This window comes from Bacillus sp. AR13-1 (genome assembly GCF_008042285.1).
Taxonomy (GTDB): Bacteria; Bacillota; Bacilli; order Bacillales; family Bacillaceae_G; genus Bacillus_A; species Bacillus_A mycoides.
On sequence record NZ_QNUA01000010.1, the window covers coordinates 20,857 to 38,118 of the forward strand.

Here is a 17,262-nt window from a genome sequence, read left to right on the forward strand (position 1 = left end):
CTCAATTTAAAATATTCAATTCTTCTATGTAAATGGATAGTATATCACAATATTCTTTCCTCTAGTATTGCCGAAAATTAAGTAAGCTATAAAGAGTAGAAGATATATTTTTACCTAACAAAAAAGCGGGAATATTCCCGCTTCTTTGACTATCGACGTAAGCCAAGCTTTGTGATTAATTCACGGTAACGTGTGATATCGCTATTACGAAGGTAAGTAAGTAAGTTACGACGTTTACCAACCATCTTTAATAGACCACGACGTGAATGATGATCCTTCTTGTGAGTACGTAAGTGCTCGTTTAGAGTGTTAATTTGCTCCGTTAGGACAGCAATTTGAACCTCTGGAGAACCAGTATCAGTCTCATGAGTTCTAAATTGTGCAATGATTTCATTTTTACGCTCTTGTGTTAAAGCCATCCTATTTCACCTCCTAATAATTAAACCCCCAGTTACCTAGCAAGCATCGGTGAGTCGCAATGCCAAGTAATGGTTGTCATAAAGTACATAACATAGAATACTACTTTTCATTTGAAAAAGCAAGTATATTCTTTACGCTCGCAAAATATTCTTGGGCAACCTTTTTATCTTGAGCGATTTGAGCAACTAACTCATCAATTCCATTAAACTTTTTTTCTTCTCTTATACGCATGTGCCATTCCACTGTAACACTTTGATCGTATATGTCTTTATTAAATTCAAATAGATGCACTTCAATAGATAATTGACGCTCATTCTCTTTGAAAGTTGGTTTATATCCGATATTACATACACCATCATGCCATTCATCATGAACCTTCAATCTTACCGCATATACACCTACAGGTGGCAACAAATATTCATCACTTAAACCTACATTTGCAGTTGGGAAACCAATTTGACGTCCACGCTTATCACCGTGTACAACTGTTCCTTCTACCGTGTAAGCTCTCCCTAAAATAGATGGAATTTGTTCCATTTCACCGTTTCGAATTAACTTTCGTAATGAAGTAGAACTTACTTTTTCTTCTTGATATTCAACTTTTTCGATCACGGTCTGTGTAAACTCCCCTCTTGCATGAAATGGTAAAGTCTCCATCTTCCCTTTTCCTAAACGTCCATATGAATAATCAAAGCCTGCTACTACATGCTTTACATTTAAACCAATAATATACTCATCGACAAACTGCTGTGGTAATAATCCAGCAAATGGCTCATCGAATTTCACCACATATAAGATATCAATTCCTAAACTTGCGATGATTTCTTCTTTAAGGCGCATCGGTGTAATATACTCCACATGCGCTTCTTTTTTTCCTAATACAACAGATGGGTGTGGATGGAACGTCATGACAGCACTTTTACATCCTCTTTCATCCGCTATTTTTTTCGCTGTTCGAATCACACGTTGATGTCCTAAATGAATGCCATCAAAATATCCTAATGCCATTACAGTAGGTGGTAATTCTATTTTATTTTGTTCATGTGGATGAGTTAAATGAATAAGTTTCACGCTTGAATTCACCTTTTTCTGTAATAATCCTTCCAATAATTCATTATAGCTTTAGTTCTTGATTATTCACAAGTACTTTCATTGGCTTTAGCATTCCAGGGTGTTTTGGGTGATGCTCATAAATTGCTAAGCAACGATCATTTTTATCAAATACTGTAATAAATGGTGCTGTTGTTTCTAATTCATTGTTTAAGAACATACCGTTCTTTATTTTTTCAGCTTGCTTTTCATCTACAACCATTTTTGGAAACTTACTTAGCGCCTCATCAATTGAGATGAAAATAGACTCTACTGTTCCATTTTGCACGTTTTCTTCAATTTCTTCAAATGATATGCAATCTTCTAGTAAAAATTCACCAGATGCTGTTCTTACAAGGTGAGACATATGTGATGGAAATCCAAGTTTTTCACCTATCATTACTGCTAGTGTTCTTACATATGTTCCTTTACTACACGTTACACGGAAACGAAATGAAATATTTTCCCCTTCAAAAACTTCACGTTCATCAAGTAATACAAATTCATGAATTGTAATTGTACGAACTGGACGTTCAACTTCTTGTCCTGCCCTTGCATATTCGTATAGTTTTTTTCCGTTAACTTTTACAGCTGAGAACATCGGCGGCATTTGTTCAATTGTCCCTGTTAATTCCGCTAGTACCTCTTCTACTTCTTTACGTGTAATGACACGATTTACATCTTGTTTCTCCACAACTTCACCAGAAGCATCTTCTGTTGTTGTTGAAAATCCTAATGTCACTTCACCTTCGTATGTTTTTGTTTCACTTGTTAAAAATTGCGCAATTTTTGTTGCACGCCCAACGCAAATAGGTAATACTCCTGTTACATCTGGATCCAGTGTCCCTGTATGACCAATTCGTTTCTCACGCAATATCTTTCTTAATTTGAACACACAATCATGTGATGTCATTCCCTTTGGCTTATGTAATAATACTACACCTTCCATATACTCACCTCATCATTATTCTTTTGTAGTAATTGCAATTATGCAAAACTTATTTTACATTGAAAAAATGGATAGACAAATGTCTATCCATTATTCTTCACGTTTACCGTCTTTATTAATTTCATGTAAAAGTGTATCAATTCGATGACCATATCCGATAGACTCATCAAACTCAAAGGTAATTTCTGGTGTTTTACGAAGACGAATACGTTGGCCAATTTCTGAACGAATAAAGCCTTTTGCCTTCGCTAAACCTTTTAATGTATTTTCTTTCTGTTCTTCGTCACCTAAAACAGAAATGTATACTTTAGCAATTTGTAAATCTCCACTCACTTGTACATCTGTTACTGTAACAAATCCAATACGTGGGTCTTTAATTTTACGACTGATAATGTCGCCTAATTCTTTTTTCATTTGCTCGCCCACACGGTTCGCACGTAATTTCATAACTCTTCACCTCATTCAATACCATTCCAAATGTGTTATCGTACGTTCAATTTCAGGAAATGAATCGATATACTCAAGTACACGATTCATTTCTTTTTCACAGACAACACGATTTGAGGATACGGAAACAATTGCAATTTCTGTACGTTGCCATACATCTTGATGCCCAACTTCAGAAACAGCTACATTATAGCGCTGTTTCACACGAGTTAACACACGTTGCAAAATTGCTCGTTTCTCTTTTAAAGAATGCACATCGTAAATCATACACTCGAATGAGAGTGAAGCGATAATCATCGCTTCACTTCTTCCATAACGTATGCTTCAATGATGTCCCCTTCTTTAAGATCATTATATCTCTCAATTGTAATACCACACTCATAGTTTTGTGCAACTTCTTTTACATCGTCTTTGAAACGTTTTAACGTATCAAGTTTTCCTTCGAAGACTACTACGCCATCACGGATAATACGAACGCCACTATCACGTGTAATTTTACCGTCTATTACGTAACAACCTGCGATTGTTCCAACTTTTGTTACTTTGAATGTTTGACGAACTTCCGCTTGACCGATTACTTTTTCTTCGAATTCTGGATCCAGCATACCTTGCATTGCTGATTCAATTTCTTCGATTACTTTATAGATAATACGGTGTAAACGAACATCAACTTTCTCTAATTCAGCTGTACGCTTCGCATTCACATCAGGGCGTACGTTAAATCCAATTACAATTGCATTAGATGCAGAAGCTAAAATAATATCAGATTCTGTAATCGCACCTACGCCTGTATGGATAATTTTCACTTTTACGCCTTCAACATCAATTTTACGAAGTGATGCTGCCATTGCTTCTACAGAACCTTGTACGTCTGCTTTCACAATTAAGTTAATTTCTTTTACATCGCCCTCTTGGATTTGTTGGAATAAATCTTCCAGGCTGAATTTAGATTTCTCACCACGTTGTGCAACTAATGCTTCTTGTGCACGTGATTCACCGATTTGACGAGCTTTCTTCTCATCAGCGAATGCCATGAAACGATCTCCCGCTTGTGGCACTTCATTTAAACCTGTAATTTCAACAGGAGTTGATGGACCAGCAACTTTTACACGACGACCAATATCACTTACCATTGCACGAACACGACCGAATGATGTTCCAACAACAATTGGATCTCCAACTCGAAGTGTACCATTTTGAACAAGTAATGTCGCGATAGTTCCTTTACCTTTATCAAGCTGTGCTTCAATTACAGTACCAGCTGCATAGCGATTTGGATTTGCTTTATATTCTTCTACTTCACTCACAAGAAGGATCATTTCTAGTAAGTTGTCAATTCCCTCGCCTTGAATCGCAGAAATTGGTACGAAAATCGTGTCTCCGCCCCAAGCTTCTGGAACTAATTCATATTCTGTTAATTCTTGCATTACACGATCAGGATTTGCCGCTGGTTTATCCATTTTATTCACAGCAACAATAATTGGTACTCCAGCTGCTTTCGCATGGCTAATCGCTTCAACTGTTTGTGGCATAACACCGTCATCAGCTGCAACAACAAGAATTGTAATATCTGTTACTTGTGCACCACGAGCACGCATTGTTGTAAATGCCGCGTGACCTGGTGTATCTAAGAACGTAATTTTCTTATCATTTACATCAACTTGGTATGCACCGATATGCTGAGTAATTCCACCAGCTTCGCCAGCAGTTACTTTTGAATTACGGATAGAGTCAAGCAATGTTGTTTTACCATGGTCAACGTGTCCCATAATTGTAACAACAGCTGGACGTTCTTTTAAGTTTTCTTCATCATCTTGCTCATCGATGAATGTTTCAAATTCAGTTTCACTTACAACTACTTCTTCTTCTACTTCAATACCGTAATCAGTAGCAATTAACTCAATTGTATCTTTATCTAAGTCTTGGTTAATTGTCGCCATAATTCCTAGCATGAAGAGCTTTTTAATAATTTCAGATGGCTCTTTGCTTAACTTTTTAGCAAGGTCACCTACTGTAAGGCTTCCAGAGAAAGTGATTTTATCTGGTGTTTCTACTATTGGTGTTTGTTGTCTTCCAGCAAAGTTATCTTGACGTTTATCTTCATTTGCTTTGCCTTTTTTCTTATTCTTATTGCTGTTCTTTTTACTGCGAACAACTTTCTCTTCTACTTCAAACTCATCTGCAACAGAAGGTTTTTCCGCTCCAGCGCTATATTGATTATCTAATTTGTTTACTACTTCATCTTCTAACATTGTCATATGATTCGAAACCTCGATATTCATCTCTTTTAGTTTTGTCATAAGATCTTTACTTGAGATATTATTTTTTTTTGCATATTCATGTACTCGAATTTTACTCATACCTTCACCCCCGGTAATTTGTATCGAGCATGCTACGTAGCTTTTTCGCAAAGCCTTCATCTAAAACAGCTACAACGACTCGCTCGTCTCTCCCAATCGCATGCCCTAATTGTTGTCGATTTTCGACTTTTCTCATTGGTATGTTGTAGTACGTGGTTTTATCAATGATACGTTTTGTAGTGTTCGCTGACGCATCTTCAGAAAGCAATACTAGCTTTGCTTTGCCACTTCGTACTTCTTTTAAAACGAGTTCTTCACCCGAAATAATTTTTCGAGCGCGGTTTGCTAGTCCTAAAAATGATTTCCAATCAGACACTTATTTCGACTCCTTCTCAACAAGCTCAAGAAGCTCTTCGTACAGAGAACTGTCGATTTTCGCTTTTAGATGATGTTCCAAAATGTTTTTCTTTTGGGCTTGAATAATGCTTTCTTTATCTTTTGATAAATATGCACCTCGTCCTGATTTTTTTCCTGATAAATCAATAGACACTTCGCCCTCTTTGGAACGAACAATGCGAACTAGCTCTCGTTTTGATTTCATCTCTTGCGTCGCAATACATTTTCGTAACGGAACTTTTCGATTGCTCATACTCATCACCTCTATTCGATTTCGTCTTCAGCTGAATCGAATCCGAATGCGATTACGCTATCTTCTTCTGTCACAATACCAAGTTGTTTCGCATCAGACTCACTTTTAATATCAATTTTCCAGCCTGTTAATTTAGCTGCAAGACGCGCATTTTGTCCACGCTTACCAATCGCTAATGAAAGCTGGTGGTCTGGAACAACAACAGTTGTTGCTTTCTCTACTTCATCTACAAGTACTTTAACAACCTGTGATGGACTTAAAGCATTTGCAACATATTCAACTGGGTCATTCGACCAGCGAACGATGTCAATCTTTTCACCTTTTAGTTCATCTACAACGCGTTGTACACGTTGTCCTTTCGGTCCTACACAAGAACCTACTGGATCAACATCGATATTCTCTGCATATACAGAAATTTTAGAACGGTCGCCTGCTTCACGTGCTACAGAGCGAATTTCTACAGTTCCATCATAAATTTCTGGAACTTCCATTTCGAATAAACGTTTTAAAAGACCAGGATGTGTACGTGATACGTAAATTTGTGGTCCTTTTGTTGTCTTTTCTACTTTTGTAATAAATACGCGAATACGATCATGTGGTTTATATTGCTCATTTGGCATTTGCTCACTTACAGGTAATAAAGCTTCTACTTTACCTAAGCTTACATAGATGAAACGAGCATCTTGGCGCTGTACAATACCAACCATAATGTCTTCTTCACGATCACTAAATTCTGAATAAATTACACCACGTTCCGCCTCACGAACTCGTTGTGTTACAACTTGTTTTGCAGTTTGCGCTGCAATACGACCAAAATCTTTTGGCGTTACTTCAATTTCTAGTACGTCACCATCTTGGTAGTTTGGATTAATTTGTCTTGCCTCTTCTACAGAGATTTCAAGACGTGGATCAAACACATTATCTACAACGTCCTTACGTGCTAAAACTTGAATTGTTCCCACTTCTGGGTTAAAGCTCACACGAACGTTTTGTGCTTGGTTAAAATTGCGTTTATAAGCAGAGATTAATGCTGCTTCAATCGCATCAATAATAATATCTTTGCTAATACCTTTTTCTGACTCTAATACGAGCAAAGCATCTAACAACTCAGTGCTCATGAAGATCCCCCTTCTTACTAAAACGTAACAGCAAGTCGCGCATTTGCAACTTTATCCATTGGAATTTGGATTTCTTTTTTACGTGTTTTAATTGTTAATAGTAGTGTAATTGTATTACCGTCGTAGGAAAGTAGCTTTCCTTCAAACATCTTCTCACCATCAATCGGCTTATATGTTTTAATTGCCACTTGTTTTCCTACCGCTTGCTGGAAGTCTTTCTCTTTCTTTAATGGACGTTCCGCTCCAGGAGATGATACATCCAAAAAGTAAAGATGAGGAATTGGATCCTCTTTATCTAAAGCTTCGCTTAAACGTTCACTTACCGCACCGCATTCTTCAATTTCGACTCCCTTTTCAGAATCGATGAATACGCGTAAGAACCAGTCTTGTCCTTCTTGCACATACTCTACATCTACAAGTTCAAGATTTAACTCTTCAACGATTGGCTGCGCAAATGCTTCTACAATTTCTGTGACTTTCTTATCCATAAACAGCCTCCTTCCTGCCGCCATGTACCATTTACAAGAAAAGATCCCGTTCATAAAGACGGTCTATCTTATTCTTTCTCGTTAGCTAACAAAAGCCCCTGCCGTTAAGCAGGGAATATCTGTCTTAGTATTACCAAATTTAAGAAGTAAAACTTGTAACAAAATATGTATATACGACAGAAATATCTTTACTATCTACATAAGCAAAATGTAGATAGTAACACGAAAGAGTGGGTTTCCCCACTCTCTTTTTCACAAAATATACATGACATGGTTATCTCGGTTTATAGTATACCATAGCAAATGTTGATTTGCAAAGATTTTTCCTACCTATTAGAACAGTGACAATTGGTTTTGATCCGGTAAATCTCCTAGACAACCTTGACCATCTAAATACTCAATAATCGTTTTAGAAACCTTACTGCGCTGCTGTAAGTCTTCTTTTGATAAGAAATCACCATTTTTACGAGCTTCAACAATACTGAAAGCTGCGTTTGTACCAAGACCGGGAACTGCATTAAATGGAGGAATTAAAGTATCCCCATCAATTATAAATTCGGTTGCATGCGAGCGGTATAAATCAACCTTTTGGAATGAATAACCACGCTCACACATTTCAAGTGTCATTTCTAGTACCGTTAATAAACTCTTCTCTTTCGGTGCTGCATCCAATCCTTTTTGTGCAATTTCATCAATTTTTACACGTATGGATGCTGAACCTTTCGCCATCGCCTCTACATCAAAGTCATCTGCACGAACTGTAAAATATGCCGCATAGAATAAAAGTGCGAAATGTACTTTAAAGTATGCAATACGTACAGCCATAAGTACGTAAGCAGCCGCATGGGCTTTAGGGAACATGTACTTAATCTTCTTACATGAATCAATATACCAACCTGGTACATTGTTATTTCTCATTTCCTCTTCCCATTCTTCTGGTACACCTTTACCTTTACGCACCGACTCCATGATTTTGAAGGCTAATGATGGATCCAAGCCTTGATAAATTAAATATACCATGATGTCATCACGACAACCGATAACTTCACTCAGTGTACACGTACCGTTATAAATTAATTCATTCGCATTACCTAACCATACATCTGTACCATGGGACAGTCCAGAAATTTGGACAAGCTCTGAAAACGTCGTTGGTTTCGTTTCTTCTAACATTTGTCTTACGAATTTCGTACCAAACTCTGGTATACCAAGTGTACCTGTTTTACAGTTAATTTGTTCTTCCGTTACCCCTAAAGACTCTGGACCAGAGAAAATTTTCATTACTTCTGGATCATCCGTTGGGATTGTTTTCGGGTCAATACCACTTAAATCTTGAAGCATACGAATAACAGTCGGATCATCGTGTCCTAATATATCAAGTTTCAATAAATTATCATGAATTGAGTGGAAGTCAAAGTGCGTTGTTCTCCACTCAGCACCTATTGAATCAGCCGGAAACTGAATTGGTGAAAAGTCAAAAATATCCATGTAATCTGGTACAACGATAATACCACCTGGATGCTGTCCGGTCGTACGCTTTACACCTGTACATCCCGCAACTAAGCGATCAATCTCTGCATTTCGAATTGTTAAGTTATGATCATTAGCATAACCTTTCACATACCCATAAGCGGTTTTTTCCGCAACCGTACCAATTGTTCCTGCGCGGTATACATAATCTTCACCGAACAGTAATTTCGTATAGTTATGGGCGCGTGGTTGGTATTCTCCGGAGAAATTCAAATCGATATCCGGTACCTTATCCCCTTTAAATCCAAGGAACGTTTCGAAAGGAATGTCATGCCCATCTTTCACATATGGAACATTGCATGTTGGGCATTCTTTATCTGGTAAATCAAAACCAGAACCTACAGAACCGTCATTAAAGAACTCTGATTGTTTACACTTTGGACATACATAGTGCGGTGGTAATGGGTTTACTTCTGTAATTTCCATCATCGTTGCAACAAATGATGAACCTACCGATCCACGCGAACCTACTAGATAACCGTCCACTAACGATTTTTTCACAAGCTTATGTGAAATTAAATAAATAACGGCGAATCCATGTCCAATAATACTTTTCAATTCTTTTTCCAAACGAGCTTCTACAATTTCCGGTAGTTCATCTCCATAGATACTTCTTGCCATTATATAGCTCATATCACGTGTTTCATCATCAGCACCTTCAATTTTCGGTGTGTATAAATCATCTTTTACTGGACGAACATCACCAATTAATGACGCGATCTTGTGTGTATTTGTCACAACAATTTCTTTTGCTTTGTCTTCACCTAAGAATGAAAAACAATCTAGCATTTCATTTGTTGTACGGAAATGTACAGGCGGTAATGAATGGCGATTTAACGGATTAGCTCCTCCCTGCGAACTGACTAAAATTTTCCGATATATCGCGTCCTCTGGATCTAAATAATGCACATTCCCAGTAGCAACAACTGGCTTATCTAACGTCTCACCTAGTTTTACTAAGTTAGAAATTATTGTTTTTAACTGCCCTTCATCTCGAACGAGTTCACGTTCCACTAAATGACGTAACACTTCTGGAGGCATAACCTCAATGTAATCGTAAAACTGTGCAATTTCTTCTACTTCTTCAGGCGCTTTTTGCATCATAGCTTCAAATACTTCACCTTTGTCACAAGCTGTTCCTACTAAAATGCCTTCGCGATATTTTTTTAATAGTGATCGTGGTACACGTGGTACACGATAAAAGTAATTCAAGTGAGAATATGAAACAAGTTTATATAAGTTTTTCAACCCAACATCTGATGTGGCAAGTAACGTCAGATGACTTGGACGCCCACGTTTATACGCATCCCCTTGTCCCATACTATCGTTTAGTTGATCGTGATATTCAAATCCCTTTTCAATCACATCTTTTAACATCTTCACAAGTAAATATCCCGTTGCTTCTGTATCATAAATCGCACGGTGATGTTGCGTTAATTCAATATCAAGCTTTTTACACATCGTATTTAATCGATGATTTTTCATTTCTGGGAATAAGAACCGTGCAAGTTCTAACGTATCAATAACTGGATTTTTCGTTTTTTCTATCCCAGCCTTTTTAAAACCTACGTTAATAAAGCCCATATCGAAGCTTGCGTTATGAGCAACAAGTGTATGGTCACCCATCCATTCCTCAAACTTTTTAAACACTTCGTCCACTTCTGGTGCATCAGTTAACATATCATCTGTAATACCTGTTAATTCAATAATCGTCGCCGATAATGGTTGATGAGGATTTGCGAAAGATTCAAAGCGATCAATAATTTCTCCACCTTTTACCTTTACAGCAGCTAACTCAATGACTGTATCATATACAGCAGATAACCCTGTTGTCTCAACGTCAAAGACAACATATGTTTCTTCTGCAAGTAGACGATGTGCTTCGTTATATGCTATCGGCACACCATCATTAACTAAATTTGCTTCTACACCATATAGAACTTTAACTCCAGCCTTTTTACCAGCAGAATATGCTTCTGGGAACGACTGTGCAACAGCATGGTCTGTAACTGCAATAGCCTCATGCCCCCATTTTCCGGCTTGGGCAACGAGCTTAGACACAGAAGTAACAGCATCCATTTGACTCATTGGAGTATGAAGATGAAGTTCTACTCTTTTTTCCCCTTCTTTTGCTTTATCTTTACGAGAAGGTCCCGTTATTTCATTTATATCATTTGCGATCATAACTAAATCACGCACGAATGTATCATTTTGAACTGAACCACGCGCTTTTACCCAAGTTCCTTTTTTCAAGGATTGTAACATCGGGATATCTTCTTTATCACGTGAGAACATCTTAATCATAATAGAGTCCGTATAGTCAGTTATCTTTAAAGTTAATAATGTACGTCCACTACGAAGTTCTTTCGTCTCTACATGGAAAACATACCCTTGAACGGTTTTTCTTCTTTCTTCATCTTGAATTTCACGCAGCGGCGTAATCTCTTCATCTGGCTTAATAAGATAACCAAGCACAACTGGTCCTTCATGAACAACATCACTTTCTTCAGCTTGCCTTTTAGCCATCTCTTCCATAGCCTGTATAACTCGTTGACGATCTTCTTCCTGTGTTTGCTCACGAAACTTTTGCATTTCTTCTGCATTTTGCTTTATATGTGTGTCTAACTGAAAACGCGGGAATCCAAAAGCTTCGTATTGATCACCTACTGGTTTCGCAACGTTTTTCTTTAAAGTAGTAGATTCCAGCTCATTATTCACATTTAATAGCAACTTCACGCCATTGACCTGCGGAAGTTGCTTCTTTAAGTACGCGAACATAGGTGAAAATGTAATTCGTTCTGTACAAAGCGGCCAATATGCCCTCACTTCTTCTTCTGTAAATTGTTTATTCTCTGCTTCTAATGCAAATGTTGTTCTTGCAATATGAGAAAATGATTGCTTAAGCTTTGTTTCTAGCAACTCATATAATTCTGTCGGCAAAATACGTGGCACTTGTAAGTCAAAATGCCAACTTTTATTCGCTTTATCAATAACTAGCTTTTCAATACCACCGCCATGTAAATATTGATTTATAAGGTCTTCTGGTATTTGCAACTGTTGGAGCAAAATTTGAAATCGCTCTTGTTGTTCATTTGTTAATGACATAAGCACTCTCCTTCCATTTGCTATTATAAATTGAAACGTACTACAAAGAAAGATTTCTTCCTTCTTCTTTTACAAAATACGTTTACAAAGAAAGAGAAGGTACCTCATTACGAGGTACCTCTTCTTATTTTAAAATATTAGCAATATATGTTTGAAGTTCTTCTACTTTCACTTCTTCAGACTCGCCTGTAGCACGTACTTTCACTTCTACAATACCTTCATCTGCTTTTTTACCAACTGTAACACGAACTGGAAGGCCGAATAAATCTGCATCTGCAAATTTAACACCTACACGTTCTGCACGATCATCTAGTAATACTTCGTATCCTTGCTCTTGTAATGAGTTATAGATATTTCCACCCATTTCACGTTGTGCATCAGATTTCATATTTACTGGAATTACATGCACATGGAACGGTGCAACAGATTTTGGCCAAACTAAACCATTCTCATCATTAAACTGCTCTGCAATTGCTGCCACTGTACGAGATACACCGATACCGTAACAACCCATAATAAGTGGTTTTGTTTTTCCGTTTTCATCTAGGAACGTTGCGTTCATTGCTTCACTATAACGGGTTCCTAATTTGAATACATGACCAACTTCAATTCCACGTGCGAAAAGAATTGTTCCATTTCCATCTGGAGATTGGTCTCCTTCTTGGATGAAGCGTAAATCTGTATATTGATTTACTTTAAAGTCACGTTCTGGATTTACATTTACATAATGGAATCCTTCTTCGTTCGCTCCTGAACATCCGTTGACAATTGATGCTACAGCATGGTCAGCGATAATTTCGATATCCCCTGTAACACCAATCGGTCCTAAAGAACCCACTTCACAGTTTAATAACTCTTTTATTTCTTCATGTGAAGCAAGCTCAACGACTGAAGCTCCGTATACATTCTTCACTTTTACATCATTGACTTCATGATCGCCACGAACAAGTACTACTACTAATTTCGCATCTACTTTAAACACCATAGATTTAATGCATTTTTCCGCTGCGATATTTAAGAATGCAGATACTTCTTCAATAGCTTTTTGATCTGGAGTTGCTACTTTTTCAAGTGCTTTTTCGGCTTCATCACTCTTCGTATACGTAGCAACAACAGGAGCCATTTCAATATTTGCCGCATAATCAGATGTATCAGAATACGCAATTGTATCTTCACCTACATCAGATAACACCATAAATTCGTGTGTATCTTTTCCACCCATTGCTCCAGAATCAGCGATAACTGCACGGAAATTCAAACCACAACGAGCAAAGATATTAGAATACGCTTTGTATAAACCGCTATATACTTCATCCAAACTTTCTTGTGTTGCATGGAAAGAATACGCATCTTTCATTAAAAATTCTCTTCCGCGCAATAAACCGAAACGTGGTCTTTGCTCATCACGGAATTTTGTTTGAATTTGATATAATGTTAATGGTAGTTTTTTGTATGATTTAATTTCATCACGTACAAGATCTGTAATTACTTCCTCATGAGTTGCCCCTAGCGCAAACTCGCGAGCATTACGATCTTTCATACGCATTAATTCTGATCCGTAAGAATACCAACGACCTGATTCTTGCCATAATTCAGAAGCTTGCATAGCTGGCATTAATAGTTCTACTGCCCCTGCGCGCTCCATTTCTTCACGAACAATACGTTCTACTTTGTGTAACACTTTTAAACCAAATGGTAGAAAACTATAAATACCAGAAGCATTTTGACGCATAAACCCTGCGCGAAGTAATAATTGATGACTCTTAATTTCAGCATCTGCTGGAACTTCACGTAATGTAGGACTGAATACCATACTTTGTTTCATTTATTCGCACCTCTTCATTTTACTCTTACACGCAATAAAACCCCTCACCTCGAGTTAGGTGAGGGATTTTATTCTATGAGCTCTATTTCATTATAAACTTCTTCTTATTTTACAAGAAAAACTTACGGATGTCATTCCATGTTACAACTAACATAAGCAACATTAATAATGCAAACCCAATAAAGTGAACCATTCCTTCTTTTTGACGATCAATTGGTTTTCCTCGTAATGCTTCAATTAAGAAGAAGAACAAACGTCCACCGTCTAAAGCTGGGACTGGTAATAAATTAAATAAACCAAGGTTAATACTTAAAACTGCCGCTAAACTTAGTACACGCGTAAATCCATAATCTACAACTTGATCTGTTAGATTATAAATTCCTACTGGACCTGACAACTCATTAATAGAAAATTGACCCGTTACTAATTTCACAAGAGAATCAAAAATTAGTTTCGTCCATTCGTATGTTTGTTCAAACCCTGATTTAATAGAACCCATCACTGTTTTCTCTACAGGAGAATAAACACCAATTCTACCAACTTCGTCTTTTCCTTCTTTATCAAGCGTTGGTGTTACTTTCACATTAAATTGCTCACTATCACGCTTTACATGTAACGTAATTTCTTTATTTGGGTTTTCACGTACAATCGTTACAACATCTTTCCATGTACTAGTGTTCTTCCCATTGATTGCTTGAATCGTATCGTTTTCTTTTAATCCAGCTTGTTCTGCAGCACTATTCTCCATTACTTTTCCGACCATTGGTTTGTCAACAGGAACTCCTTGTACAAATCCAAGAATCACAAAAATAACAAATGCTAGAATAAAGTTCATTGCAGGACCTGCAAAGATTGTTAGAGCACGTTGGCCCAATTTTTTAGAGCCAAATTGTCTATTGTACGGAGCGATTTGAATTTCTTCTCCCGCAGAAATGATACGAGCTTTTTCATTTACTCGGAATGTTTGCAGCTCTTCCTCGTACTCTTCATAACCCAAAATTGTAAGATTATGCTCTAAATCAGCTTGTTCGACTTCAATGACACGAACATTTGGATATTTTTCATGTCCGTCAAAAACTAATTTCACAACTTCGTCTTTTTCATTTAATACAAGTCCAACCTTTTTTCCAGGTTTTAACTCAACTGTGTCCGCATCCTCGCCAGCCATTCTTACATAGCCACCAAGGGGCAGTAATCGAATCGTATACACCGTTTCATTCTTTTCAAATGAGAATATTTTCGGACCAAAACCAATCGCGAACTCGCGGCACAAAATACCTGCTCTTTTTGCGAAATATAGATGCCCTAGCTCATGGAAAAATACGAGTGCACCGAAAATTAATATAAAGGCAATCGCTGTATTCAATTCCATAACCACCTTTGCTAAATTTGTTCCATCACAAACCGTCTTGTGGCTGCGTCAATTTCCTGAATTTCCTCTAAGCTCGGACGTGCAATGACAGTGTGATGGTGCATTGCTTTTTCAATGAGGTCTTCCACTGTTAAGAAACCAATTCTCTTTTGTAAAAAAGCTTCAACAGCTACTTCATTTGCCGCGTTCATTACAGCCGGCATACTTCCACCTGTCTTTCCAGCTTCATACGCAAAACGTAGACAACGGAAACGCTCTTGATTCATTTTCTCAAAATGCAATGTTCCCATTTCCCATAAATTTAACTGTTTCGTGTCTGAAAGAGGCAATCTATCAGGATATGTAAGCGCGTATTGAATCGGTACTCGCATATCAGGTGAGCCAAGCTGTGCCATTACACTACGATCTTCAAATTCAACCATAGAATGAATAATACTTTCTTTATGTAGAACAACATCGATTTGCTCATAAGGGATACCAAAAAGCCAGTGTGCTTCAATTACTTCTAGCCCCTTATTCATCATTGTAGCAGAATCAATTGTAATTTTCGAACCCATTGACCAGTTTGGATGACGAAGTGCATCTTCTACGGTCACTTGATGCAATTCATCTCTCGTTTTATCACGAAAACTTCCGCCTGAAGCAGTTATAATTAAGCGAGAGATTCTTTTTTCATTTTCACCATTCAAGCATTGAAAAATAGCTGAATGTTCACTGTCTACTGGAAGTAACGATACATTATGTTTTCGTGCTGCTTCCATTACAAGATGCCCTGCAGTTACTAACGTTTCTTTATTTGCAATTCCAATTGTTTTTTTCGCCTCAATTGCGCGGAGTGTCGGTAACAACCCTACGCTACCTACAACAGCATTCACTACAATTTCTGTATCTGGGTGCAGCGCTACTTCTAATAAGCCTTCGCTACCATATACTACTTTTGTATTACCAGAAACAGCTTGTAATTTTAAAACATCTTCCTCTCTTTGCACAGAGACAATTTGCGGGGAAAATTCTTGAATTACCTTTACTGCATAATCAACATTTTTCCCTACAGAAAAAGCAACGAGACGGAATTGGTCTGGGTGCGAGCGTAACACATCTAATGTTTGTGTACCGATTGATCCGCTTGCACCTAGTAAACTAATGTTTTTCATGACTCCAACCCCTCGTTCATTTATTAATTGTATTGTAATAAGAAGTATAGAATTGGTAACACAAATAACCAACTATCTGTTCGATCTAAAATACCACCATGTCCAGGTAAAATTGTACCTGAATCCTTTACACCATAATGGCGTTTAAATGCAGATTGCACTAAATCACCAATTTGTCCAAAAATAGAAATGATAATCGTCAGAACGATTAAAACTCCTACATTCGCTTCAACTGGGAAGAACATATTGTAAACAAGTGCAACAACAATTCCACAAACAATACCGCCTAATGAACCTTCAATCGTTTTATTCGGACTAATTTCTGGCCATAATTTTCTTTTTCCAAATGCTTTTCCTATGAAATATGCACCTGAATCAGTTGCCCATATGACAAATAGTGCACAGAACACATATTTGATTCCTAATATTCTCGTTTCATTTAAATATAAGAATCCCATTCCAACATATGTCGTTGCCATAAGTAAAAATGAAGCATTGTCAAAAGTAAATGTATTCTTAGAAAGGACTGTATATGATAAAAGTAATAAAACAATCACAAATGTGATTTCTAATTTACCTAACCCAATCCACGTAAACAGTTCTGATGCACTACTCGGAATTAAAATAATCCACAATAATACTGCAGCTAAAACTGTTGGTACCGAAATAAGCGTAAGCTTGTTCATACGAATTAATTCATATAAACCTATAGAAGCAAGTGCATACACTAAAACTGTAAAAGGCACGCCACCGTAAATTACGATGGGAATGAATAGCGCGGCAGCAATCACTCCAGTAATAATTCTCTGTTTCACT

General features: G+C 37.3%; 15 protein-coding genes. All 15 read right to left on the minus strand.

The features are described from left to right. Positions 1–149 precede the first annotated feature (149 nt). The 15 genes from rpsO to cdsA all read right to left on the minus strand — a co-directional run bounded on the left by rpsO (position 150) and on the right by cdsA (position 17,261). Entirely contained in the window at positions 150–419 is a 270-nt protein-coding gene (rpsO, locus tag DN408_RS08145; protein ID WP_001229392.1) for a 30S ribosomal protein S15, read from the minus strand. Between the two features lie 100 nt (positions 420–519). Beyond that, the gene (ribF, locus tag DN408_RS08150; RefSeq protein ID WP_002128800.1) at positions 520–1,491 is read right to left on the minus strand and encodes a bifunctional riboflavin kinase/FAD synthetase; all 972 of its coding nucleotides are present in this window, start codon (positions 1,489–1,491) and stop codon (positions 520–522) included. Positions 1,492–1,534: 43 nt separating this feature from the next. After that, the gene (gene truB / locus DN408_RS08155) at positions 1,535–2,458 is read right to left on the minus strand and encodes a tRNA pseudouridine(55) synthase TruB (protein WP_002014562.1); all 924 of its coding nucleotides are present in this window, start codon (positions 2,456–2,458) and stop codon (positions 1,535–1,537) included. Positions 2,459–2,548: 90 nt separating this feature from the next. Beyond that, positions 2,549–2,905 carry a 30S ribosome-binding factor RbfA gene (rbfA, locus tag DN408_RS08160; protein WP_000776437.1) on the minus strand — a complete coding sequence of 119 codons (357 nt, stop codon included), beginning with the start codon at positions 2,903–2,905 and terminating at the stop codon, positions 2,549–2,551. Positions 2,906–2,920: 15 nt separating this feature from the next. After that, positions 2,921–3,202, minus strand: coding sequence for a DUF503 domain-containing protein (locus tag DN408_RS08165; RefSeq protein ID WP_002088157.1), 282 nt, complete (start codon positions 3,200–3,202; stop codon positions 2,921–2,923). Further along, the gene (infB, locus tag DN408_RS08170) at positions 3,199–5,265 is read right to left on the minus strand and encodes a translation initiation factor IF-2 (RefSeq protein ID WP_002014558.1); all 2,067 of its coding nucleotides are present in this window, start codon (positions 5,263–5,265) and stop codon (positions 3,199–3,201) included. Before infB ends, DN408_RS08165 begins: the two co-directional genes overlap by 4 nt. Positions 5,266–5,269: 4 nt before the next feature. Next, positions 5,270–5,581 (minus strand): YlxQ family RNA-binding protein, encoded by a 312-nt coding sequence (locus tag DN408_RS08175; protein ID WP_001286519.1) that lies wholly within the window; start codon positions 5,579–5,581, stop codon positions 5,270–5,272. Next, positions 5,582–5,854: an RNase P modulator RnpM gene (rnpM, locus tag DN408_RS08180; RefSeq protein WP_002088161.1), complete on the minus strand. Its 273-nt coding sequence runs from the start codon at positions 5,852–5,854 to the stop codon at positions 5,582–5,584. It lies immediately after the preceding gene. An 11-nt stretch (positions 5,855–5,865) separates the two neighbouring features. Further along, entirely contained in the window at positions 5,866–6,972 is a 1,107-nt protein-coding gene (nusA, locus tag DN408_RS08185; RefSeq protein ID WP_147740058.1) for a transcription termination factor NusA, read from the minus strand. Between the two features lie 17 nt (positions 6,973–6,989). After that, the gene (rimP, locus tag DN408_RS08190; protein WP_002088165.1) at positions 6,990–7,460 is read right to left on the minus strand and encodes a ribosome maturation factor RimP; all 471 of its coding nucleotides are present in this window, start codon (positions 7,458–7,460) and stop codon (positions 6,990–6,992) included. Positions 7,461–7,793: 333 nt separating this feature from the next. Next, the gene (locus tag DN408_RS08195) at positions 7,794–12,095 is read right to left on the minus strand and encodes a PolC-type DNA polymerase III (RefSeq protein ID WP_078177815.1); all 4,302 of its coding nucleotides are present in this window, start codon (positions 12,093–12,095) and stop codon (positions 7,794–7,796) included. Between the two features lie 124 nt (positions 12,096–12,219). Next, the gene (locus tag DN408_RS08200) at positions 12,220–13,920 is read right to left on the minus strand and encodes a proline--tRNA ligase (protein WP_078177814.1); all 1,701 of its coding nucleotides are present in this window, start codon (positions 13,918–13,920) and stop codon (positions 12,220–12,222) included. A 109-nt stretch (positions 13,921–14,029) separates the two neighbouring features. Beyond that, positions 14,030–15,286, minus strand: a complete 1,257-nt coding sequence (gene rseP, locus DN408_RS08205; RefSeq protein WP_002088169.1) for an RIP metalloprotease RseP — start codon at positions 15,284–15,286, stop codon at positions 14,030–14,032. 17 nt (positions 15,287–15,303) lie between these two features. Then, positions 15,304–16,446 (minus strand): 1-deoxy-D-xylulose-5-phosphate reductoisomerase, encoded by a 1,143-nt coding sequence (gene dxr / locus DN408_RS08210; protein WP_002014547.1) that lies wholly within the window; start codon positions 16,444–16,446, stop codon positions 15,304–15,306. Between the two features lie 23 nt (positions 16,447–16,469). Further along, a complete protein-coding gene (gene cdsA, locus DN408_RS08215; RefSeq protein ID WP_002088171.1) occupies positions 16,470–17,261 on the minus strand; it encodes a phosphatidate cytidylyltransferase in 792 nt (263 codons plus the stop codon). Position 17,262 lies beyond the last annotated feature (1 nt).